General features: G+C 39.6%; 19 protein-coding genes and 3 tRNA genes. 16 read left to right on the forward strand and 6 right to left on the reverse strand.

Annotated elements, in window-relative coordinates; genetic code table 11:
* Positions 1–5 precede the first annotated feature (5 nt).
* The 11 genes from metH to J4861_RS04010 all read left to right on the forward strand — a co-directional run bounded on the left by metH (position 6) and on the right by J4861_RS04010 (position 9,423).
* Positions 6–2,753, forward strand: coding sequence for a methionine synthase (metH, locus tag J4861_RS03960; RefSeq protein WP_211815889.1), 2,748 nt, complete (start codon positions 6–8; stop codon positions 2,751–2,753).
* Between the two features lie 149 nt (positions 2,754–2,902).
* Positions 2,903–3,025 carry a hypothetical protein gene (locus J4861_RS13510; RefSeq protein WP_346267007.1) on the forward strand — a complete coding sequence of 41 codons (123 nt, stop codon included), beginning with the start codon at positions 2,903–2,905 and terminating at the stop codon, positions 3,023–3,025.
* Positions 3,026–3,280: 255 nt separating this feature from the next.
* Positions 3,281–3,511, forward strand: coding sequence for a hypothetical protein (locus J4861_RS03970; RefSeq protein ID WP_211815890.1), 231 nt, complete (start codon positions 3,281–3,283; stop codon positions 3,509–3,511).
* 30 nt (positions 3,512–3,541) lie between these two features.
* Positions 3,542–5,257 carry a fimbrillin family protein gene (locus J4861_RS03975; protein ID WP_211815891.1) on the forward strand — a complete coding sequence of 572 codons (1,716 nt, stop codon included), beginning with the start codon at positions 3,542–3,544 and terminating at the stop codon, positions 5,255–5,257.
* 128 nt (positions 5,258–5,385) lie between these two features.
* A complete protein-coding gene (locus J4861_RS03980; RefSeq protein ID WP_211815892.1) occupies positions 5,386–5,856 on the forward strand; it encodes an HU family DNA-binding protein in 471 nt (156 codons plus the stop codon).
* Positions 5,857–6,168: 312 nt separating this feature from the next.
* Positions 6,169–7,029, forward strand: coding sequence for a type I methionyl aminopeptidase (map, locus tag J4861_RS03985; protein WP_211815893.1), 861 nt, complete (start codon positions 6,169–6,171; stop codon positions 7,027–7,029).
* A gap of 36 nt (positions 7,030–7,065) precedes the next feature.
* Positions 7,066–8,097, forward strand: coding sequence for a tRNA (adenosine(37)-N6)-threonylcarbamoyltransferase complex transferase subunit TsaD (gene tsaD / locus J4861_RS03990; RefSeq protein WP_211815894.1), 1,032 nt, complete (start codon positions 7,066–7,068; stop codon positions 8,095–8,097).
* Positions 8,098–8,131: 34 nt separating this feature from the next.
* Positions 8,132–8,635: a CinA family protein gene (locus J4861_RS03995; RefSeq protein WP_004359777.1), complete on the forward strand. Its 504-nt coding sequence runs from the start codon at positions 8,132–8,134 to the stop codon at positions 8,633–8,635.
* Between the two features lie 125 nt (positions 8,636–8,760).
* On the forward strand, positions 8,761–9,024 hold the full coding sequence (gene rpmB, locus J4861_RS04000) for a 50S ribosomal protein L28 (protein WP_004359782.1): 264 nt from the start codon (positions 8,761–8,763) through the stop codon (positions 9,022–9,024).
* A 5-nt stretch (positions 9,025–9,029) separates the two neighbouring features.
* Positions 9,030–9,218, forward strand: a complete 189-nt coding sequence (gene rpmG / locus J4861_RS04005; RefSeq protein ID WP_004359784.1) for a 50S ribosomal protein L33 — start codon at positions 9,030–9,032, stop codon at positions 9,216–9,218.
* A 46-nt stretch (positions 9,219–9,264) separates the two neighbouring features.
* Positions 9,265–9,423, forward strand: a complete 159-nt coding sequence (locus tag J4861_RS04010) for a DUF4295 domain-containing protein (protein ID WP_004359785.1) — start codon at positions 9,265–9,267, stop codon at positions 9,421–9,423.
* Positions 9,424–9,943: 520 nt separating this feature from the next.
* On the opposite strand, the gene J4861_RS04015 is transcribed toward J4861_RS04010, so the two are convergent.
* From J4861_RS04015 to J4861_RS04025, 3 genes are all read right to left on the reverse strand, one after another.
* A tRNA-Glu gene (locus tag J4861_RS04015) sits at positions 9,944–10,018 on the reverse strand.
* 30 nt (positions 10,019–10,048) lie between these two features.
* A tRNA-Glu gene (locus tag J4861_RS04020) sits at positions 10,049–10,123 on the reverse strand.
* A gap of 28 nt (positions 10,124–10,151) precedes the next feature.
* Positions 10,152–10,238 (reverse strand) — tRNA-Ser (locus J4861_RS04025).
* 364 nt (positions 10,239–10,602) lie between these two features.
* Here J4861_RS04025 and J4861_RS04030 point away from each other — a divergent pair.
* Positions 10,603–12,048, forward strand: a complete 1,446-nt coding sequence (locus J4861_RS04030) for a B12-binding domain-containing radical SAM protein (RefSeq protein WP_211815895.1) — start codon at positions 10,603–10,605, stop codon at positions 12,046–12,048.
* A gap of 469 nt (positions 12,049–12,517) precedes the next feature.
* Here J4861_RS04030 and J4861_RS04035 read toward each other — a convergent pair whose 3' ends face one another.
* Together J4861_RS04035 and J4861_RS13515 are read right to left on the reverse strand one after the other, a co-directional pair.
* Positions 12,518–13,120 carry an OmpH/Skp family outer membrane protein gene (locus J4861_RS04035; RefSeq protein ID WP_211815896.1) on the reverse strand — a complete coding sequence of 201 codons (603 nt, stop codon included), beginning with the start codon at positions 13,118–13,120 and terminating at the stop codon, positions 12,518–12,520.
* Positions 13,121–13,148: 28 nt separating this feature from the next.
* Entirely contained in the window at positions 13,149–13,343 is a 195-nt protein-coding gene (locus J4861_RS13515; RefSeq protein ID WP_036864978.1) for a hypothetical protein, read from the reverse strand.
* A 77-nt stretch (positions 13,344–13,420) separates the two neighbouring features.
* Here J4861_RS13515 and J4861_RS04040 point away from each other — a divergent pair, with 77 nt between their 5' ends.
* The 4 genes from J4861_RS04040 (at position 13,421) to J4861_RS04055 (ending at position 21,252) form a co-directional block, all read left to right on the forward strand.
* Positions 13,421–14,872: an aminoacyl-histidine dipeptidase gene (locus tag J4861_RS04040; protein WP_211815897.1), complete on the forward strand. Its 1,452-nt coding sequence runs from the start codon at positions 13,421–13,423 to the stop codon at positions 14,870–14,872.
* A gap of 169 nt (positions 14,873–15,041) precedes the next feature.
* Positions 15,042–17,096: a molecular chaperone HtpG gene (htpG, locus tag J4861_RS04045; RefSeq protein WP_211815898.1), complete on the forward strand. Its 2,055-nt coding sequence runs from the start codon at positions 15,042–15,044 to the stop codon at positions 17,094–17,096.
* Positions 17,097–17,949: 853 nt separating this feature from the next.
* A complete protein-coding gene (gene mtgA, locus J4861_RS04050; protein ID WP_211794475.1) occupies positions 17,950–18,639 on the forward strand; it encodes a monofunctional biosynthetic peptidoglycan transglycosylase in 690 nt (229 codons plus the stop codon).
* A gap of 57 nt (positions 18,640–18,696) precedes the next feature.
* Positions 18,697–21,252: an ATP-dependent helicase gene (locus J4861_RS04055; protein ID WP_211815899.1), complete on the forward strand. Its 2,556-nt coding sequence runs from the start codon at positions 18,697–18,699 to the stop codon at positions 21,250–21,252.
* Between the two features lie 73 nt (positions 21,253–21,325).
* Here J4861_RS04055 and J4861_RS04060 read toward each other — a convergent pair whose 3' ends face one another.
* Positions 21,326–24,202: a PD-(D/E)XK nuclease family protein gene (locus J4861_RS04060; RefSeq protein WP_211815900.1), complete on the reverse strand. Its 2,877-nt coding sequence runs from the start codon at positions 24,200–24,202 to the stop codon at positions 21,326–21,328.
* Between the last annotated feature and the right edge of the window lie 4 nt (positions 24,203–24,206).

Genomic DNA, 24,206 nt, shown 5'->3' on the forward strand with positions numbered 1-24,206 from the left:
GCATAATGAAGCTAAGGGATAACATTAAAGATAGAATACTGATTTTAGACGGTGCGATGGGTACTATGATTCAAGGATATGGGCTGACGGAGAAAGACTTCCGAGGTAACCTTGAACTTTTACAGATGCTTAATTATCAGGGTAATAATGATATGTTGAACCTGTCACGTCCTGATATCATTGAGGATATTCATTGTCGTTATTTAGAGGCTGGAGCTGATATTATCAGTACAAATACCTTCTCTGCACAGCGCATTTCACAAGCGGATTACCACATGGAAAGCTTCTCTCGTGATATTGCCTTTGCAGGAGCAAAGCTTGCACGTAAGTGTGCTGATGAATATTCGACTGTAGATAAACCTCGTTATGTTGCAGGTAGTATTGGTCCGACGAACAAGACTTGTTCGATGTCGCCTGATGTAAGCGACCCTGCTAAGCGTGACCTTACGTATGATGCACTCTTTGATGCTTATAGTGAGCAGGTAGCAGCGATGATAGAAGGGGGTATTGATGCTGTTTTGATTGAGACTATCTTTGATACGCTTAATGCTAAAGTAGCAATTGATGCATCTTTGTCAGAGATGAAGAAGGCGGGTGTTGATTTACCTATTATGCTGTCAGTGACCATTACCGACTTGTCTGGTAGAACGCTTAGTGGTCAGACACTCGATGCTTTCCTTGCGTCAGTATCGTCTTATCCTATCTTTTCTGTTGGTCTTAACTGTTCGTTCGGAGCAGAACAGATGCGCCCTTATTTGAAGGAGTTGGCTGCTAAAGCACCTTATTATATAAGCATTCATCCAAATGCGGGTCTGCCTAACTCGATGGGAGAATATGATGAAACAGCAGAAAGCATGGTTCCACAAATGGCTTCATTTGTAGATGAAGGGCTTGTGAACATTATTGGTGGCTGTTGTGGAACAACGGAAGAGTTCATTGCTGGCTACGTAAAGGTTGTTGAGGGAAAGAAACCTCATATACCAGCTGATGCACCAAAGGAGATGATTCTCTCAGGACTTGAGCAGTTCCGATTGACCCCAGAAATATCATTTGTAAACGTTGGTGAGCGTTGTAATGTTGCTGGAAGCCGTAAGTTCCTTCGCTTAGTAAAAGAGAAGAACTATGAGGAGGCGCTGACGATTGCTCGTAAGCAGGTGGATGATGGTGCGTTGGTATTGGATATCAACATGGATGATGGCCTGTTGGAAGCTAAAGATGAGATGGCTCATTTCGTCAATATGATTTCATCAGAACCAGAAATTGCTCGTGTTCCGTTGATGATTGACTCATCTGATTGGGAGGTAGTTGTATCTGCTTTGAAGTGTGTACAGGGAAAAGCCATTGTCAATTCGATTTCTTTGAAGGAAGGAGAAGAACTCTTTATCCAACATGCAAAGGATGTACTGCGTTTCGGTGCAGCTGTTGTTGTGATGTGCTTTGATGAAGAGGGACAGGCAACAAGCTACGAGCGTCGTATCGAGATAGCTAATAGAGCTTATAAGATTCTTACTGAGAAAGTGGGTTTCCCACCTCAGGATATTATCTTCGACCCTAATATTCTTGCTATTTGTACGGGTATGAAGGAGCATAATAGCTATGCTGTCGATTTCATCCGTGCAACGGAATGGATAAAGAAGAACCTGCCTGGTGCGCACGTTAGCGGTGGTGTAAGTAACCTTTCATTTAGTTTCCGAGGTAATAACTATATCCGTGAGGCTATGCATGCCGTATTCCTTTATCATGCCATTCAGGTTGGTATGGACTTTGGTATTGTCAATCCAGCTACCAAAGTGACATACGCCGATATCCCAGAAGACCATCTGAAGATAATTGAAGATGTTGTTTTAGATAGGGTAGAGGGAGCCGACGAACTACTGATAGAATTAGCTAACAAGATTCTTGAAGAAAAAGAAGCACAAAAGAATGGCGGTGCTACGCAGGAAGTAGCACAGGAAGCATGGCGTAATGATGCGTTGGAAGACAGATTAAAATATGCACTGCGCAAGGGTATTTCAACCTATTTGAATGAGGATATTCATGAAGCATTGGAGAAGTATCCACACGCTGTGAATATTATCGAAGGTCCTTTGATGCAGGGTATGAACGAAGTAGGCGACTTGTTCGGTGCTGGTAAGATGTTCTTACCACAGGTTGTCAAGACTGCCCGCACAATGAAAGATGCTGTAGCTATCCTTCAACCATATATTGAAAAGGAGAAGATAGACGGTAAGGCTATTGCAGGAAAGGTGCTATTGGCTACTGTAAAGGGCGATGTGCACGATATTGGAAAGAATATTGTGGGTGTCGTTATGGCTTGTAACAACTATGAAGTAATTGATTTGGGCGTTATGGTGCCAGCTGATCAGATTATTAAGAAAGCCAAGGAAGAAAATGTAGATTTGATTGGACTGTCTGGTCTCATTACACCAAGCCTTCAGGAGATGGTAAATAGTGTTGTAGCTTTTAAGGAAGCAGGACTGAATATTCCTGTTATGATTGGTGGCGCAACAACCTCTCAACTTCATGTTGCACTGAAGATAGCTCCGTTATACGATGCCCCAGTTGTGTGGGTTAAAGACGCTTCTGTCAATCCTTCCATAGCAGCAGCACTGCTTAATGAAAAAGAGTGTGAACATTTCTGCAAAGAGTTAGACGCAACATACGAGCAACTCCGTGCAGGTTATAAAGAAGAACAACAAAAGGTTTTGTCTTTGAGTAAGGCAAGAGAGAACAAACTCAACCTTTTTGAGTAAGTAGGAGGGCTTTCTATATAGACAAATGACATCGTGTTAAGAACCTTATTAACTAATGTTATTCTGTCTGTTTTCTATTTTTTCTTGATTTACTTTGGTGCTTTAATATTTTTTTGTTACTTTTGCCCCCGAATTAGAGAGTAATAACGATGATACAAGCAATAAATATTAATTTTAATAAGCGTAGCGCCTTGCAAAACAAAGGTGTTCGCCATGTTATTGCTATATCTAATTCATTGATGAACGAGAGTAAGAAAGTTGAAAAAAGATAGCTAATTATTTGGTAGTTCCAAATATTTTTGTACTCTCTCTCTCTCTCTCTCTCTCTCTCTCTCTCTGAGAGCAGGTTTAACTAACTTTTTAATTTCTTTCGTACGCGCGCGAGGCTCGACGTGTACAACCCTTGTAAACAAAGGACTTTTAGGAGTTTCCTTTGTTCTTTTTTGTGCCTTTATGCGAAATGAATTTTTAGAAAATAAGAACGAAATAATAACTATATTTTATTAATAACAATGTTAGAAAATAATATGAAAAAGGAAAGAAAAAGAAAGTTACTGTACGTACAGCCTTCTTGTAGTGTTATAGCCACATGTGTTGAGCATTACCTTTGTGATGTTTCTGTAACTCCAAATGGCAGTAGTTCAACCCAAGAGTCATGGGGAAGTGAGCAGACTCATACAGGAACCGTTATCATTGGAGACGGAACAGGCGTAGCTCCAGCAAAGCGACAAATTAGCTGGGGTGAGAATGATGATTAATAATACTAAAATATTAAATTATACATAGAAATGAAGAAACAATATTTTTTAGCTATAGCAATGTTCATGCTGTTGACAGTGTTTGCGGCATGTTCAAGTGATGATAATTTAGACAATGGCAAAGGAAAGGTTGATGTAGCCTCAAAATTCGAGTTTCCTGTCACCTTTGCAGATTATAATAGTGATGTGCAAGTAGGCAATACTCGTGCAGCAGCAAACTCTTCTGACACGCTGAAGCATGAGTTCGTCAACATGGGTAATGGTATTGTTGCTGATGTGACTTTACAGAGAGACAAGGAAAACTTGTCTGGTAATCCTGATAAGAGTGCAAGTACACGTGCGTTGACAAACGATAGCTATACGATGCTTGCATATCAAGGGGGAACCTTAAAAGGTGAACTAAAAGGATTTATCTCTGGTGGTAGCTTTGTTCCGAATGCAGGGGATCCTACTGCAATGTCTTTAGCACCAGGCAACTATGATTTTGTACTTTATCCCACTTCCCGTTTTACACGTAGCGGCAACAATTTGACACCAACGTCTGCAAATGAATATGCCATATTAGGGCGAACCAATTATACAGTCACTGCCACTCCACAGAAGCAGAAAGTTTCATTTGCAATGAAGCATACGGCTGCCCGTGTAAGAGTAAAGTTCAATACTTATATCAAGGTTCAGCCAAGTTATTTTGATGTAAGCTTCTCAGCAGCAAATCCTGCAGAAGTCCCAAGTTCTGCTGTTTACGATGCTGCTACAGGTACATGGAGCACTTCTGGCACAGGAGGATCTTTCGGTTTTGGTGGTAGTAGTGCTTGGACAGAAAGTAATAATGGATCTGGTGTTTATAGCTATACATCTCCTGATTACTCTTATATTTTCCCTGGTTCAAATATTACGAATCTCAAGGCAACCTTTACTAATGCTACAATTTATACAGAAAACCTTAATGGTAAAAGCCTTACTTTTGCTTTGACCCCAGTATTGGCATCAGTTGCAAATGGTTCTTATCTTATTAGCATAACATTCCATTATAATTTCCTTTACTTGATGACCGATGGTAGCACAGGGTTGTTTTCTGAGACTACGTATGGAGGTGGAACAAAGACTCCGATTGCTGTTGTTATTAGTCAAAGTAAAAAACTAGCTGCAGCATTAGAGAATACGTCATTTAGTATCGGTGGTTTATTTTATTCTGGTCAAGTTAATAGTAGTGTAGTAAATGTTCCACCATTTACACCTTGGACAGGTTCAGGAGTTTTTTCCTCTGATGGTGCTGATGGTTATAAGTTTACATGGGAAGCATCAGGTAGTGCAGATGGTACAACAATAAAGGCAAATGAACAGACTAGCTATCCCGCTTTTTATAGTGCAGCACATTACACTCCTACATTGCCCGCAGGAAAAACTCTTACTGGTTCTATTGTTGGCAAGAAGTGGTTTTTACCAAGTTTAGGTGAAGTATTAAGGATTTATCCTGCATTAAAAGATCTAGATACCTCTGCAGGTTTTTATGCACGTGATATGGGAGGTGGAATGATAGATAATACCTTTTGGCAGTTAGGTATGTATTCACCTGGAAATCCATCGGGCATGGCTTCGATGGCGTTTAGTCAAGTCAATGGAGTCTTACATACTGGATTAATGATAACAAGTAGTCAATCTGATACAGGGCAGCCTATAATGGCAAACTTTTGGATAGAAATAGGTGCCTTTAATGGTGGTGTTCGCCCTTTCATTCATTATTAAGAGATTGCAAAGCCTAAGGAATAGAACAAGGCTATTATAGCAAGCTATAATATTAACAAAACGCTCCGTGGGCTAAAAGGTCTCAAGCCCACGGAGTTATCACAAAGAGAGACCACCTAAATAACAATATGGCTAATAAACCTATTCAATTTATCTTAAAAGAGCAGAAGCTGAACATTGGAAAACAAGCAGGAAAGACTGTTATTGTTGCTCGTCCAACAGGTAGGCAGCGTGTAGACTTCCGTAACTTTTGTGAACGTATTTCGAAGTCAACAACCTTTAATGCGCAAGAGGTAGCTGCCGTGCTTAATCTTGCCAGCGAAACCGCTCGTGATATTGTAGCCAATGGTGACATCGTAGAGTTTGGCGACCTTGGAACATTGACTCCTTCGTTTAAGAGTAAGGCTGTCTTGAAAGGCGAACAGTTTCGTGCGCAACAGCACATTGAGAAGCCTGTTGTGAAACTCCTTGCCTCTCGTAAGTATTTCACGCTAAACGATGTTACCTTTGAGCAGGTAACACCAGGGGAAAAGAAGGCAAAGACGGAAAAGAAGACAGAGAAAAAGAACGAAAATCCAGGTCCTGTTCCTGCAGATTAATAAAGATACAATTCGTTAGTCTAAGATATTCAATGTAAAGTTCGCGAACAAATTCAAAAAAGTTCGCGAACTTTTTTCGATTTGTTCGCGAACTTTTTTGTGTTTGTCATAGCTATCTGTTTAGGTTGATAAATCACAAGATGTAAGAGTTTATAGTAGTCTACGACTTTGAGACATCTAAAAAGGACAGGAATTATTTTGTTTTGTCTTTGAATTATAGTACTTTTGCAAAGACTAAGTAGCATATAAGGAGAAAAGATTGTTTTCTTGTACTTATTTGCTTAATTCTTGCAAAAAGATAAAATTAACGATATGCAGTTGAAAAAGAAAAGGTGGCATTGTCTTCCAGGACAAGAGCCAACCGAAATGGACTTAAAGATAATGGCTCTTGAGAAGAAGGGCAAACTCGTTCCTACACGTGATATGATTAAGACACCTGAGCAGATTGAAGGTATCCGAAAGAGTGGTATAGTCAATACTGGCTGCTTGGATGCTGTCGCTGAGGCTATCCACGCAGGAATGAATACTCAGGAGATTGATGATATCTGTATGCAGTATTGCAAGGACCACGATGCAATCCCTGCCTGCTTGAATTATGAGGGATATCCTAAGAGTGTATGCACAAGTATTAATGAAGTTGTGTGTCATGGTGTTCCAAAGGAAGAAGATGTACTCCAAGAAGGTGATATTATCAATGTTGATATGACAACGATTGTAGATGGCTATTATGCAGATGCAAGTCGTATGTTCATCATTGGAAAAACAACACCAGAGAAGGAACGATTAGTTCGTGTAGCCAAAGAATGCCTTGAGATTGGTGCAGAAGCAGCTAGGCCTTATTCCTTTGTAGGTGACATCGGTCATGCTATACAGAAGCATGCCGAGAAGAATGGCTATGGTGTTGTACGTGACCTCTGTGGGCATGGTGTAGGTATCGAATTCCACGAGCAGCCAGATGTTGTTCACTATGGACATAAAGGTACTGGTATGTTACTGGTTCCTGGTATGGTATTTACCATTGAACCAATGATTAATATGGGCACATGGAAAGTCTTTATTGATGCTGACGACCCGTATGGTTGGGAGGTTATCACAGGTGATGAGAAGCCTTCAGCTCAGTGGGAGCATACTTTTGTTATGACAGAACATGGATTAGAGATTCTGACACATTAATATCTGATATTCTTTTAGGAGAGAATCTAACTGAAAATGGAAAAAGAAGATATTTATATATTAGGTATAGAAAGCAGTTGTGATGACACAAGTGCTGCTGTATTGAGGAATGGTGTAATCCTCAGTAATGTAACAGCCTCACAGGAGGTGCATAAAGCTTACGGAGGAGTTGTTCCTGAGCTTGCATCAAGAGCACACCAGCAGAACGTGGTTCCTGTTGTTGATCAAGCATTGAAGCGTGCAGGTATTACTAAAGAACAACTTTCAGCCATTGCCTTTACACGTGGTCCTGGATTGATGGGTAGTCTTTTGGTTGGAGTAAACTTTGCCAAAGGTTTTGCTCGTTCTTTGAATATCCCAATGATTGAGGTAAACCATTTGCAGGGTCATGTCATGGCTCACTTTATCAAGGAAAGTGATGACGACAATCACATGCCTCCATTCCCATTCATTTGTCTCTTGGTATCTGGTGGTAATTCTCAGATTGTTAAGGTGAATGCTTATAACGATATGGAAGTACTCGGTCAGACTATTGACGATGCTGCTGGTGAGGCTATTGATAAGTGTTCTAAGGTGATGGGACTCGGTTATCCTGGTGGTCCAATCATTGATAGGCTTGCACGCCAAGGTAATCCTTTGGCTTATAAGTTTGCAGAGCCAAATGTTGCTGGTTTTGATTACTCTTTCTCTGGTCTTAAGACATCATTCTTATATAATATGAGAAAATGGGTAGAGGAAGACCCTGATTTCATTGAGCATCATAAAGAAGACATTGCAGCCAGCCTTGAGCATGCAATTGTTAGTATATTGATGAAGAAGTTACGCTTAGCTGTTAAAGAGACTGGTATTAAACATGTAGCAGTTGCGGGTGGCGTATCAGCTAATAATGGTCTTCGTGATGCGTTCCATGACCATGCAGAGCGTTATGGTTGGACAATTTACATACCAAAGTTTAGCTATACGACAGACAATGCAGCAATGATTGCCAGTGTAGGTAACTTAAAGTATCAAGACAAAGACTTTACACAGATGGATATCCCAGTATTTAGTAAAGTAACTTTTGAATAATAACAAAATTAAGTCCTATAATAAGAATAAGTTTATGGAATTTGAAAGTAAGATAATATCACGTCAGATTGGTGATATCCTTTATGCTTCAGGTTACACAATTGGAACAGCAGAAAGCTGCACAGGTGGTCGTATCAGCGAAGCGATTATGGCTATCCCAGGATCATCTAATTATTATAAAGGAGGAGTAGTTGCTTATACGGATGAAGTAAAGGAGAAACTACTTGGCGTATCTCACGAAGTACTTGAGGAGAAAAGTGCAGTATCAGAGGAGGTTGCACGTGAGATGGTATTAGGCACTATAAAAACTATTGGAGTAGACTTTGCCATTGCATCTACAGGAGTAGCTGGCCCTGGAGGCGGTACAGCAGAACATCCAGTGGGTACTATTTGGTTGGCATATGGCAACAAAGATGAGGTAAGAACATTTAAGTTAACCGAAGACTTCGGACGTGACATAAATCTTGCCATTGCAACAAACAAAGCAATCCGTCTATTCCTTGATTTCCTAAAAGAATTAGATATTAAGTCCGAATAAACTCGCAAAAAAGTTTAAAAGCAACAATTATTGTAGTAAAAGTTTTGCTTATTTGAAACTTTTTTGTAATTTTGCACCCTGTTTGGAATAGGTATCAATTAACGAATCACAAAACAAAGATAGAAATGTCTAAGATTTGTCAAATCACAGGAAAGAAGGCACAGATAGGTTGTAACGTGTCTCACTCAAAGCACCGTACAAAGAGAAGCTTTGACGTTAACCTCTTCAGCAAGAAGTTCTACTACGTAGAGGAGGCTTGCTGGATTCAGCTGAAGATTAGTGCTGCTGGTCTTCGTCTTATTAACAAGGTAGGTCTTGATGCAGCACTCAAGCAGGCTGTTTCTAAGGGTTATGTTGACTGGAAGGACATTAAGGTAATAGGAGACTAAATATCATGGCAAAGAAAGCTAAAGGAAACAGAGTCCAAGTTATCTTGGAATGTACCGAGATGAAGAACAGCGGTGTAGCTGGTACAAGTCGTTACGTAACTACAAAGAACCGTAAGAATACTCCAGAGCGTCTTGAGCTCATGAAGTATAATCCTGTTCTCAAGAAGGTTACCCTTCACAAGGAGATTAAGTAAGCTCGCTAAAAAGAGTAGTATAGTTAATAGTTAAAATTAATAGACTATGGCAAAGAAAGCGGTCGCTACCCTCCACGAAGGTTCTACGGATGGTCGCGCATATTCAAAGGTTATCAAGATGGTAAAGAGCCCTAAGACTGGTGCTTACATCTTCGATGAGCAGATGGTCCCAAACGAGGACGTCAAGGAGTTCTTTAAGAATTAATTCTATAAAGATACAATCAATAAAAGGCTATAGATTTTTCTATGGCCTTTATTTGTTTTTACATAACCATCAACTTAATCCACACACGACAAACTGCCAAAGGTTAGTCTTGTAAACAACTTACAAGATAACAGAGTAGGGGAGTTGCTTAGAACCTCAAATATACATTCTAAGAGCATCTACACTTAACTACAAGCACACATTTTAAATACACAAGATAACTTTTACTAAAGAATTACGATTTAATTTCGTTTTACACACACATATCTTACAAGAATATTTCTTGTTTTATTTTACTGTCACTTTTAACATTTCATTTATTCTACTGTAAACAAACAAGTTAAGTACTCACAATAAATGACAGAAGTGACAGCAAATTTAATTTAACATATCCATTTGGTGCAATCCGCAAAAACAAATAAGCATATAAAACAAAAAAAAACTGCCCCCTTCTACCTCCCCACAAAATCACATAACCTTATATAATAAAAAAGTCCAGCTTAATAGCTGAACTTTCGTTTGGTAGTCGATAGGGGAATCGAACCCCTATGCCAAGATTGAGAATCTTGTATCCTAACCATTAGATGAATCGACCAGAATAATTATTTCTTACTAAGAGGATGTTTGGTAGTCGATAGGGGAATCGAACCCCTATGCCAAGATTGAGAATCTTGTATCCTAACCATTAGATGAATCGACCAAAATACATTTGAGATTATGAGATAAAGCGGAAGGAGGGGGATTCGAACCCCCGGTACGCAAATGCGCACGGCAGTTTAGCAAACTGCTGGTTTCAGCCACTCACCCATCCTTCCAAGATGGTCTATAACCGAATTACCAAGCATTATCTCAAATGCGAGTGCAAAGATAGTACTTTATTTTCATACCTCAAAATTTTTCGTTGTCTTTTTCTTTTATTCTATGAAAAAACACAGCAATGACAAGAATATTATTGATAGAAATTGAATATATTTGTTTTAGAATAGAAAATGTAAATACAGTCTAATCGAATTGAGTTTTCTTGAAAAAAGTTTGCATATATGAAATGTAATAACGACTTTTGTATAACATATTTATTAAGGATGATAGTTTAAACTACATTTTCTATGCGTTGATTAGCTTCAACTAATTAATCGCCTCATTAAAATAATATAGTGTGAAGAATAAAGACTTAACAGCATGAGGGTAAAAATGATATTACCAGCTTTGCAAGAGGCAGAAAGCCCTTATTGGCGACCAATCAAATACTCGCTTTTCCCACCTTTGGGCCTGGCGACACTTGCAGCCTATTTCTCAGATAATGACGAAGTAGAGATACAAGATCAACACATTGAGAAACTTAAGTTGAATGATACTCCAGATTTGGTTTGTATTCAAGTCTACGTTACTAATGCTTATAGAGCTTACAAGATTGCTGATGAATATAGAAGAAGAGGTGTGTATGTAGTTATGGGAGGACTTCACGTTACAAGTCTTCCTGATGAAGCTGCACAACACGCCGACACACTTATCTTAGGGCCAGGGGAAGAAGCATTCCCACGATTTATCAAAGACTTACGCGAAGGGCACTCTCAAAAACGATATGTAGCAAGTTGGAGAAGCATTGAAAACATTCCTCCAGTACGTCGTGACCTTATTAAAAGAGAGAAGTATTTCGTACCAAACTCGCTTGTTGTTTCCCGTGGTTGTCCTCATCATTGTGACTTTTGCTACAAGGATGCCTTCTATAGCGAGGGTAAATCGTTTTACACCCGTAAGGTAGACGATGCCTTAGCAGAAATTGATAGTCTACCTGGCAGACATCTTTATTTCCTTGATGATCATCTTTTAGGTAATCCTCACTTCGCATCAGAATTATTTGAAGGTATGCGCGGCATGGGTAGAGTTTTTCAGAGTGCCTCTACTGTTGCAGCAGTACTAAATGGTAATTTGATAGAAAAAGCCGCCGAGGCAGGATTACGAAGTTTGTTTTTAGGCTTCGAGACATTTTCTCCAGACAATCTTCGTTCAAGTAACAAACTACAAAACTTATCGAAAGATTATGTAGCAGCTGTTGAACGCCTGCATAGTCTTGGTATTATGATTAACGGAAGTTTTGTTTTTGGTCTTGATCATGATGATAAAGATGTATTTCAAAGAACTGTTGATTGGGGGATTGAACATAGCATAACAACAGCTACTTTTCATGTTTTAACTCCTTATCCAGGAACTCGTCTGTTTCAACAGATGGAACGAGATGGACGGATTACGTCCTATGACTGGAGCAAGTATGATACTCGAACGGTTGTGTACAAAACATTGGGATTAACTGCAGAGGAGTTAAAACAAGGCTACGAGTGGGCTTACCATAACTTCTATTCATGGAGTAATATTTTTAAGGCAAGCTTTGGGCACGATAATATAAAGCAACAATTGGCTCATCTCCTTTATATGGGAGGCTGGAAGAAGTTTGAACCTTTCTGGAACTTTATGATTCAATATGGTAACCTCAATCGTATGTTACCCGTGCTGGAGAACCTATTGGCCAACACAAACTGTCATAAAACAAAAAGCAGGATGTCAAAACAAGATATAGAACTTCTTAAAAAACAGCTTTATAAAACATCAAATAGGATAGAGCTATAAAATAAAAAGCTGAGAACTAAACTTACCTTAAATAGAATTAACCCTCTCCAATAAAACTTTAATAGCCATACTTTCTCACAAAGAATTTCTTTGAAAAGTTAGCGACTTAATCAAATAGGTATTGACTGCTTTTGATAATGCATCTCTATCTAACAACAAGTTGAATACAACAAAAGCATATTTACAAGGTATTAAACGCTCAACACTATTGGTGCTTACCATCAACACGATATGTGCGAAGCACCAACACAACTGTAAAATATGAAATATTAGAGTTATAGTGGTCGTTAAAATCTGTAGAGAAGAGTGGCATATCAAACTTATAGAGAGATGACTATCAGGAAGTGCTATACAAAACAAGAGAGTAAACTTTATCCCTTCTATGATACTATGTTATAAAAACAAAACCAGCCGTAAATTACAACTGGTTTCATTATGTCTATTTTATAAGTAACTGTTAACTCACAAATTACTTCTTCATGCCCTTGTAAGCCTGGTTCATACCCTTAACAACATCGTCTGTAATGTTGTAAGCAGGATCAGCATAAAGGATATTATCACCACTCTTAGCAAGAATGATACTATACTTCTTATCCTTGTTATACTCCTTCAGATAGTTATGCACGCTGTCAGAGAGAGCTTTGTTATACTTAGCAACCTCGTTCTGATACTCAGCACCAAGACGCTGCTGTAAAGCATCAGCATCCTGAGCCTGCTTCTGGATACTTGCCTGAATCTGCTGTGCCTGTGCCTGTGTGTACTTATTAGCCTGAACATTCTGCTGGAAGTTAGCAGCTGCAGCCTGAATAGCCTTCTGCTTACCAGCCAATGTACGCTGGATATTAGCTTCTTTTGCCTTTACAAGCTTAGTAACATCTTTCCAATAAGTATACTGGCTCATGATAGAGTCTATCTCAACATAAGCTACTTTCTGACTATTTGCAGCTGGAGCAGCTGTAGATGTTTCAGCCTTACCTGCTGCTGTATCATTCTTCACTGGCTGATTGTTACATGCAACAAAAGCGAATGCTGCCATAGCAAGCACTGACATTTTGCTAAATGATTTCTTCATTTCTATTGTATTTAATTGATTATTTCTCCTAATATGCCTTATTTCTAACTCGGGCTTCCTTGTCTTGGTCGATAACACAATGGATACCTTTCTCCTTTAGATATGCATTATCCGATATATGCTGCGACTGAAACTCCCCACCTTTCTTGAATAACACACGTACTCCGAGGAGCAACATAGCTATAGCAATTATTAACAATGTTAACAATAATGTTACAAACATTTTCTTTATCTTTGCATTTATATTGACCGCAAAGGTAATATAAAACAGCAAGATTACAAAAAAAAATATTATTAAAAATGGCAAATGTAGAATTAAAACCTGCTTGTGTCTTTGAGCAGTTCGCTAAAATCAATCAAATACCACGCCCATCTAAGCATGAAGAGCAGATGATTAGTTATTTACAGGAGTTTGCTAAGGAGCGTAACCTCGACGTAAAGGTTGACAAAGTTGGCAATGTTCTGATTTCTAAACCTGCTACAAAAGGTATGGAAAATGTTCCAACTGTAGTACTCCAGAGTCACATGGATATGGTATGTGACAAACTCGTTGACATAGAATTTGACTTCCACAAGGATGCTATTCAAACCTATGTGGATGGCGAGTGGCTTCATGCAAAGGGTACAACACTCGGTGCTGATGATGGTATCGGTATGGCTTATGAGTTGGCTATCCTCGACTCTAATGATATTGAGCACGGACCTATCGAATGTCTCTTTACACGTGATGAGGAAACTGGCTTGACTGGTGCCTTCGGCTTGGAAGCTGGTTTCATGACAGGAAACTATCTCATCAACCTTGATTCTGAGGATGAAGGTCAAATATTTGTAAGTTGTGCGGGCGGTAATAGTACAACAGCAGTATTCAACTTTGAGCGTGAGAATGCACCAGAAGGCTACTTCTTTATGGAAGCAAGTTTGAAGGGTCTGGTTGGTGGTCACTCTGGTGATGACATCAATAAGAAGCGCGCCAATGCTATCAAACTCCTTGCACGCTTCCTCTATGCTGAACAGGCTAAGATGGACCTTCGTTTAAGCTACTGGAATTCAGGTAAGATGCACAATGCTATCCCACGTGATGGTAAGGTACTCTTCGCCGTTCCTTCAGCTAATAAAGAGACCGTTAAGGCAGATTGGAATATCTTTAGCACAGAGGTTGCAGACGAGTTCCATATTACTGACACCGCTATGGTATGGAATCTTGAGAGTGCAGATGCTGCTCCAGTTATGCCAAAGCAGATTTCACATAACGTTATCCTTGCTTTGCAGGCACTCGACAACGGTCCATTGACCAACTGTCAGGATGAAGCCTTGGCTTATATGGTTGAAACTTCAAGTAATGTTGCAAGCATACAGACAGAGAAGAATAAGTTAACAGTTGTCTCTTCACAGCGTTCAAACGTAATGAGTAACTTAGTAAACATGACCAATACTGTTCGTGCATGTTTCGAGTTGGCTGGTGCTGAGATTGTTGTAGATGACAGTTATCCTGCATGGAAGATGAATCCTAACTCAGAGTTAGTACATGTTGCAGTTGAGCAATACAAGAATATCTTCGGTAAGGAACCACTCGTTCTTGGTATTCACGCAGGTCTTGAGTGCGGTCTCTTCTCTGAGAAGTATCCACATTTAGATATGATTAGCTTTGGTCCAACACTTCGTTATGTTCATACACCAGACGAATGTCTGCTTATTCCTACAGTTCAAATGGTATGGGATCACCTCCTTGCCGTTCTTAAGAATATCAAGTAATTGGACACAACCATAATTATTTACACGCCATCTTGCTCCTTAGAACAAGATGGCGTTTTCTTTTTTCTATGATTGTATATTGACTAATATAAGATAGGTTGTCATATCATGGCACGGAGTTTGTTATATACGACGAAGAAAATAGAAAACAATTAAAATTTATATTGCTATGCAAAAAGGAAATATCGGAGTTACAACTGAGAACATCTTCCCCGTTATCAAAAAGTTCTTATATTCAGATCATGACATTTTCTTGCGTGAGATGGTGTCAAATGCTGTTGATGCTACTCAAAAACTGAAGACTCTTTCTGCAACAGGTGACTTCAAAGGCGAGTTGGGTGATTTGACTGTTCGTGTCAGTTTAGATGAGAAGGCAGGGACATTGACTATCAGCGACCGCGGTATCGGTATGACCGCTGAGGAGATTGAGAAGTATATCAATCAGATTGCTTTCTCTGGTGTCAATGACTTCCTTGAGAAATATCAGGACAAGGCAGAGGCAATCATCGGTCATTTCGGTCTTGGTTTCTATTCTTCTTTCATGGTTTCAAAGAAGGTAGAGATTATCACAAAGAGCTATAAAGAAGGTAGCAAGGCTGTGAAATGGAGCTGTGATGGTAGCCCAGAATATACACTTGAAGACGCAGAGAAGGAGGATCGTGGTAGCGACATCGTACTTTATATCGATGATGATTGCAAGGAATTTCTGCAGAAATCAAAGATTGAAGAACTGCTAAACAAGTACTGTAAGTTTATGGCTGTTCCTGTTGTCTTTGGTAAGAAGACTGAGTGGAAAGACGGCAAGATGGTTGATACTGAAGAAGATAATGTCATCAACAGCGTTGAACCTTTGTGGGTAAAGGCGCCATCAGGTCTGAAGGACGAAGACTACAAGAGCTTCTATCGCACCCTCTTCCCAATGAATGACGAGCCATTGTTCTGGATTCACTTGAACGTTGACTACCCATTCAACCTCACGGGTATTCTTTATTTCCCACGTGTAAAGAACAATATCGAACTGCAACGTAATAAGATTCAGCTCTATTGCAACCAAGTATTCGTAACCGATCAGGTCGAGGGAATTGTACCAGAGTTCCTTACATTGCTCCATGGAGTTATCGACTCTCCAGATATTCCTCTGAACGTGAGCCGTAGCTACCTGCAAAGTGATGCGAATGTAAAGAAGATTGCAACTTATATCACTAAGAAGGTTGCTGACAGACTACAGAGTATTTTCAAGGAGAGTCGTAAGGAATTTGAAGAGAAATGGGATGACCTAAAGCTCTTCATCAACTACGGAATGCTTTCAGAATCAGACTTCTACGAGCGTGCAAAGGACTTCTCTCTTATCAAGGATACCGAAGGCAAGTACTTCACCTTTGAAGAGTATAACACACTCATTAAGGATAATCAGACCGACAAAGAGGGCTACCTTGTAAACCTTTACACAAGTAACAAGGAGGAGCAATACAGCTATATTGAAGCTGCAAAGCAGAAGGGGTATAGCGTTATTGATGCAAGCGGACAGTTGGATGTACCATTACTTTCAATGCTTGAGCAGAAGCAGGAGAAGACACGTTACGTACGTGTTGACTCAGATATCGTTGATCGCATTATTCAGAAGGAAGATGCACCAAAGAATAATCTGTCAGTAGAAGAGACTGACAATTTGTCAGAGGCTTTCCGTTCACAGATTCCTACAATCGAGAAAGCAGACTTCACTGTAGACGTACAGTCTCTCGGAGAGTCATTCCAGCCAGTTCTCGTAACACAGAACGAGTACATGCGCCGTATGAAGGAGATGAGTCAGTTCCAGCAGGGAATGGGTTTCTATGCTCAGTTGCCTGACTCTTATAATCTCGTTCTTAATGCCGACCACCCATTAGTGAAGAAGGTTCTTGACGATATCACTGCTAACACAGCAGAGGAATTGAAGCCTATAGCCAGCGAACTGAAGGGACAAGAGGCACGTTTGGCAGCTTTGCATCAGTCACAAGACAGCAAGAAGGCTGAGGAACTGACACAGGAGGAGAAGGACGATATGCAGAACACTCAGAAGACTGTTTCTGAACTTCAGGACAAGAAGAAAGCTATTGTTGCTGCATATGCTAAGGGTAATGATATTGTTCATCAACTCATCGACTTGGCATTGCTACAGAATGGTATGCTTCAGGGTGCTGCACTCGATAAGTTCCTCAAGCGTTCTATCAGTTTGATTAAGTAAATATAAAGTAGCTATCCTACTTATACACACAAAGTAATTAAAAGGTTCTTCCGTTAAATGTGTAGACGCTTATTTTATAGGCGTATATCTTTAACGGAGGAACCTTTCCTTTTTACACCTCGAAAAACATATCTTTAACTACGAAAAAATTTATTGCTGTCCGGTAAAAATAAACTGAAAGCTCTGTATCTCTTTATCCATCGGTGTTGCAGCCGTTTTACTTATCCATGGGCTTGGCTTTCAGTTTTAAACTGTAAGCATTATAAAATGCGCTTATTTTGACAAGGAAAGCCCTATAATAACCAAATAAATTAATGAAATCATAAGTTTAAGCCTATTTTATCTAACACAGATAACTCCCAAAAGTTTTATCGGACACCAATAGAAAAAATTATTACATAAATCCAAATAAAAATCCTCAAAGAAAGGCAAAACAACCTATCACGAATAGGTTTATAACCTTCAATGAATCAACAAGTTACAAAACAGTAAAAGTAAAGATGCTTAATTGGACTTCAAAAGGGCGTTAGTAACATTGTAAAAGGGCACCTATTGCAAGTCAATTGGGCGTCTTTAAGAAGCTAAAAGAGCATGTATTGTTTTCGAAGAGTTATAAAAAAGTTTACATTCCTCTATAAACAAAGCGAGGAATTACTTGCAAAAATAAAAGATATACTTATCGACTAACTTCATTTTTAACTTCTATGGGAATATTTACTGTACAGTAGTAGGGTTAATTTGATTGTGTTATTGTTCAGATTTTTAAAGCTGTTTTTACAGAGGAAAAAACTCCTTCTTCCCGCTTGCTATCGGATAAGATTTAGTACCTTTGCAGATAATTAACTCATTAGCTATGTTCAAGAAGATTTTTAAAGTGATAAGATGGGTATTATCCCTAACCTTTATCTCCACAATATTGGCGGTAGTTGTCTATCGCTTTATACCTGTATACTTTACCCCTCTGATGATTAGTCGTTGTTTCGAACAGATTGGTAAAGGAGAGTCTGTGAAACTTTACCATGAATGGGTTCCGTTAGAAAAGATGTCAAAATCAATGCCTGTAGCAGTGATGGCAAGTGAGGACCAACGTTTCCTTACGCATCATGGTTTCGACTATCAAGCTATCGAGAAAGCTGCAGAAGACCACCTGAAGAAAGGGAAGAAACTACGTGGTGGCTCTACCATCTCTCAGCAAACCGCAAAGAATGTCTTTCTGTGGCAGGGACGCTCATGGGTAAGAAAAGGATTGGAGGTTTATTTCACTTTCCTCATAGAGACACTATGGAGCAAACAACGTATCATGGAGGTTTATCTTAATTCAATTGAGATGGGCGATGGAATCTATGGTGTTGAAGCTTGTGCTGAACAGAATTTCGGTATGGAGGCCAGCCAACTTAGTCGAAGAGATTGTGCACTCATAGCAGCGACATTACCTAATCCACGTCGCTTCTCCTCAAAGAATCCTGGACCTTATATGCGCAAGAGAATCGGACAGATTGAACACCAAATGACTTTTATACCAGCTTTCCCAGAAGAACATTAAAAAGGCTGTATATTAGCCTATTAAACAATTCTGTTCGATAAAAACAAAAAAGATAAGATGATAAATCAAGATAAGGAAGAGGCTATCCTCTCCGCACTGAACGAAAGCCAGCGTGAGGCAGTTGAGTATTGTACAGGACCATCACAGGTAATTGCTGGTGCAGGTTCTGGAAAGACACGCGTACTTACCTATAAGATTGCCTACCTACTTAATAAAGGCTTAGCCCCATGGAACATTCTTGCGCTTACGTTTACAAACAAAGCTGCAAGAGAGATGAAGGAACGTATCGCACAGATAACAACTGCTAAAGATGCGCAACATCTTTATATGGGTACTTTTCATTCCATCTTTGCACGTATCCTACGTCGCGAAGGGGAGGCTATCGGCTTTGGAAGTAATTTCACTATTTATGATGAAAACGACTCTCGTTCACTGATTAAGAGTATTGTAAAAGCCTTAGATCTTGACGAGAAAACGTATAAGCCTGCCTCGGTGCATAACTTTATTTCAATGGCAAAGAACCATCTTATTACTGCTTCAGAATATGCAGAAGACCGTGCTGCCATTGAGCGTGACCGAGGTGCACGTATGCCTGCAATCCACATGATTTACAAAGCATACGAAGCAAGATGTCGTCAGGCAAACGCTATGGACTTTGACGATATTCTGCTTTATACCTTCTTGCTCTTCCGTGATAACAAAGAGATTAGAGAGAAGTATGGACAGCAGTTTGAATATATCTTGGTAGACGAGTATCAAGACACAAACTATGCACAGGTTAGTATCATCAGCCAGTTGGCTGAGACACATCGTCGTATCTGTGTTGTGGGTGATGACTATCAGAGTATCTATTCTTTCCGTGGTGCAAATATCGACAATATCCTTGACTTCAAGCATAAGTTTGGCGATGCTAAACTCTTTAAGTTAGAGCGCAATTACCGTTCAACACAGCTCATCGTACAGGCAGCTAATTCGTTAATGAAACACAACGAACGACAGATTCCTAAGGATGTATTTTCTAAGGAAGCCGAAGGAGACAAGATTCTCTATAAGCCTTGCTACAGTGATAGGGAAGAGGCTATGGTTGTTGCGAGTGAACTGAAGCGTATCAAACGCAATGATGATTGTGACTATGGCAACTTTGCCATTCTCTACCGCACGAATGCACAGAGTCGTTCTTTCGAGGATGAATTCCGTAAACAGGGTATTCCTTACAAGATTATCGGTGGACTTTCTTTCTATCAACGTAAGGAAATCAAAGATATCATCGCATATTTCCGCTTGGTTTCTAACCCTGATGACGAAGAAGCCTTCCGACGTATCATCAATTACCCAACACGTGGAATTGGTAATACGACCATTCAAAAGATTATTGATTGTGCCCAGCGAAATTCTGTATCGCTATGGGAAACTATCCTCAATCCTATTCAATATGGATTAGATATCAATAAGGGCACAATGACAAAGCTTTTTGCTTTCAGAACGCTTATCAGTGGATTTATTAAGAATGTTGCACTGAAGGATGCATATGAGCTGGGAAAGGAGATTATTGAAGAGAGTGGGGTGAGTGCTGATATCCGGTCGGGAAGTGAGCCAGAGGACTTGGCTCGTCGAGAGAACTTAGAAGAGTTTATGTCGGCTATGCAGGGCTTTGTGGACTCTGGACGCGAAGAAGGACGAGAAGAGAATGTCTACCTTACTGACTACCTTCAGGAAGTAGCATTATACACAGATGCTGACAAGGAAGACGATGACACGCCGAAAGTTACATTAATGACAATTCACGCAGCAAAGGGTTTGGAATTCCCTACTGTGTTTGTCGTTGGATTGGAGGAAAATATATTCCCAAGTCCTATGTCAGCAAGTTCAAAACGTGAGATAGAAGAAGAGAGAAGATTACTCTATGTGGCTATAACACGTGCCGAACGACATTGTATATTGACGAATGCAAAGAACCGTTTTCGATATGGAACAATGCAAATTGACAATCCAAGTCGATTCTTAAATGATTTCGACCCTGCATTGATTCATGTAGAAGATGAAGCAAACAGTGCTTTTGGAGGTGAACGACGTAAGATGCCATGGGATGAGGATAATAGCGCAAGAAGTCCTTGGGGACGTAATGGTTCAGGAGATAACTTCCGTGAATACGAGCCAAACAAGGCATATACTGGTAGCAGACCTTGGGGACAAGAATATCGTCAAATGGGCTCAAGATGGCAGAATTCAAATCCTGTTGCAAGCCAATTTCGTGCTGACCCGAAGCCTAAGATAACTGAACGTAAACGTCCTGAAGCAGCTGTTGACCCACTATCAGAACGTACAAAACTTAGATTAATAGCAGGAGGGGGTAACTTCAAGCGGCTTTCGTCTGCAATGACAAATGGTGGTAGGACATTATCGACAGAGAGTACTTCAATATCCTCAGTTTCATCGACAGCCTCAATAGCTGGACTCAGTGTTGGTGTGACCATTGAACATCAACGCTTTGGTATCGGAAAGGTATTAAACCTTGAAGGTTCTGGAGAAAATGCTAAGGCAACTGTTGAGTTCCGTAATGCAGGAACCAAACAACTACTGCTGAAGTTTGCCAAGTTTAAAATTATTGGTTAAGAACAATAGAAAACGATAGGCGGTCATAAATGTATTCGCATTTATGACCGCCTATTATCGTTTATAGCTGTAATTATCGTCCACACATCTGTTTATAAGGACAGTATTGACAACTATCAGTATTGTCGGTTGGAGCAAAAGCTATATTGGGATTATGTATTTCTTCGAGTTTCTCCGTGAGATTTCTAAGAAACTCCTCTTCATATACAGTGACATCAGTAACTTCCTCCTTATCTATTGATAGTACAGGAGTATAATCTTCACTACCTGCATGTTGGATAAAGAGCAAAGCTGGACTAACAGCACGATGATTTGGATTATGCTCAGAATCGTTCTTTGCTTCAATAAGACTGTAGAGCATCGCCTGCATTGTGTAATCACTCTTCTTACTTAGGTTCTTTGAATCGAACATTTCATCAACACTTTTCAATGACTCCGCTGCCTTTCCACCAGTCTTATAGTCTACAACTCGCAAGCGTGCGCTATCACTATCAACGAGAATCTCGTCTAAACGGTCAATACGTCCACCTGTTTCTATTTGCTTCTCCAATCCATTCACATTAATTATCAATGAGCGTTTAACAGGAAACTCATGACCTACCACACGCAATGGGGCAGAACGTCGATCAATCCGTAATAATTGATGAAGATACTTTATGATTACTTCACGATTGATAAGTTGGAGTCCATTGAGCTTTGGATGTTTCCTTACTCCTCGTTGTTGATGAAATAGTTCAGTAGCAAATGCCTCGTCGACAATATCATCCAATGTAAGTTCTGCATTCCCAGATGTGAGAGACTGGGTACTCTTTCCTGTCTTCAACAAATAATCTATGTTCTTAGCTGTGATGACTTCTCTTGGCAGTAACTTTTCATACATAAGCTGTGCTGCAGTATGAAAGATATTACCAAACATTCGATTATCAACATCATCTACATCGACTTCATCGAGTTCATTAATACCTGCAATATACTTAAAGTAATACTTTAGCTGGCAAGTTATATATGTATTAATAGCAGTTGGGGAGAAATAACTGATTTCATCGAGTCTATTCAGTACAGCTTCATTCTTTTCAACCACTTCTGCTTCACAGTGCATAGGCTCTTGCCCAGCTTGCAAAGTTAATCGATGAATTGGGTGATTCCACTCTACCATCAACTGTAAAATAAAACGACTCATCTCTCCTGTATGGCTACCTTGAGTGGAGTTATTATAAAGGAAAGTAACATCTTTTGCCCGCTGAATCATACTATGGAAATAGTAACTGTAGATAGATACCTTATTATCAATTGTTGTTAACTCGTATGCCTTACGAATAAGATGAGGTATGAATGATGCATCGTCTATTCCCTTTGGCATATTACCTTCATTACAAGAGAGCACAAGTACATGATCGAAATCGAGATTACGCGTTTCAAGAACGCCCATCACTTGAACACCACGTGCTGGTTCACCATGGAAAGGGATACTTGTAGCAGCAATTAGCTGTGTTAATAGACGACGGAAGATAATCTTATCTGCATCTAAATCACCATTTGTCATCAAATCAGACAAACGTGTGAGTAAGGTGTACATACGAAAAACAGACTCTTCAAAAAGTGGGTCTTTGTCAGCTGCACCATTTACACCGATGAAACGGATAGTTTCTGCCAACCAATTAACTAATACTTGTAGGTTCTGCTTATCACTTGGATGGTATTCAAAGATTGAGCCTTCTTTTGGCTTTACATAAAACTGTCGTTCACTATTCAATCGTTCGATGATTTCGGCAACTTTTGGTGTGAGATACTTCCCATAAGGATGTCGTAAGACTCTGTTTACATAGTGAAGTCTATAACTCTGTTCTTGTACTGAATAACCTTCTGTCTGTAACGCCCAAAGCTGCGTAACCATCGATGCAATCGGAGTTTGTTGTAACGGATAACCCGTTGTGACATTCAGAGTCTCGACTTCATCAGGTATACAATGGATTACTGTCTGCAACAGATGTTCATCACAAAGAACAATTGCTGTTCGCTTACCATCTTTATATCTTTCATTCTCGCGCAACCACTCGGTGATATAACGTGCTTGTAAGTTCTCTGTAGGAGCAGAGATAATGTTTATTTCCTTCTCTTTTCCTAAATTATCATACAATTCATCGCTATCGTTTGGTAAAGTATTGGGGAATTTATCAAGCCAACGACAAATATAGTTACCTGCTTCATTTGTTGGCTTCATATAATATCGGTCATAATCCCAATAGAAACTTGCCTTTTCTTCCTTTAAGAAGCGTTTGAAAAGAAGCTGTTCTACCTTCTGAAGTACGTTGAATCCGACAAAAACATAGTGTTCATATTGTGCTTCTATCTTTGTTTTCTCTACCACATCACGATAAAGCATACCCTCGTATGCAAGCTTTTGAGATTTAAGCCTTTGCTTGAAATCATTATATATATCATTCAACTTATTCCAAAGAGTTATAAAACGCTCTCTAATACCCTCTGGATTATCATCGAAATTAGCGAAGAAACGGCGTAATTCTACTTTCTGTTCATCGGTAAGATAACTAATATCATCTAACTCTTTAAGGTTACTAATATTAGAGAAGACCATCTCAGCGTTTGCCATATTCTTATCGATGTCATCGAAATCGGCTAAGAGCAGTTGCCCCCAACCATAGAAGTGGTCTAAGGTTTCATTCGTATTGCCTATTACCTCGATGTAACTCTTATAGAGATCACAAATACTTTTAATAGGATCAGCTATTGTTAGCTCTGAATGTTGACGAAAGAAGTCAGAAATAGTAATATATGCAGGACTCCATACAGGACCATCAGCCAATCGAGCTAATGCTTGATTCAAAAAGAGTGCAGCACGCTTATTAGGAAAGACAACAGCTATATGCGCCATGTCATTACCATACTTCTTTAGTAAATCAGCTGCAATGTGTTCGAGAAATGTATTCATAATT

The sequence above is a fragment of the Prevotella melaninogenica genome (genome assembly GCF_018127925.1).
GTDB classification, from domain to species: Bacteria; Bacteroidota; Bacteroidia; order Bacteroidales; family Bacteroidaceae; genus Prevotella; species Prevotella melaninogenica_C.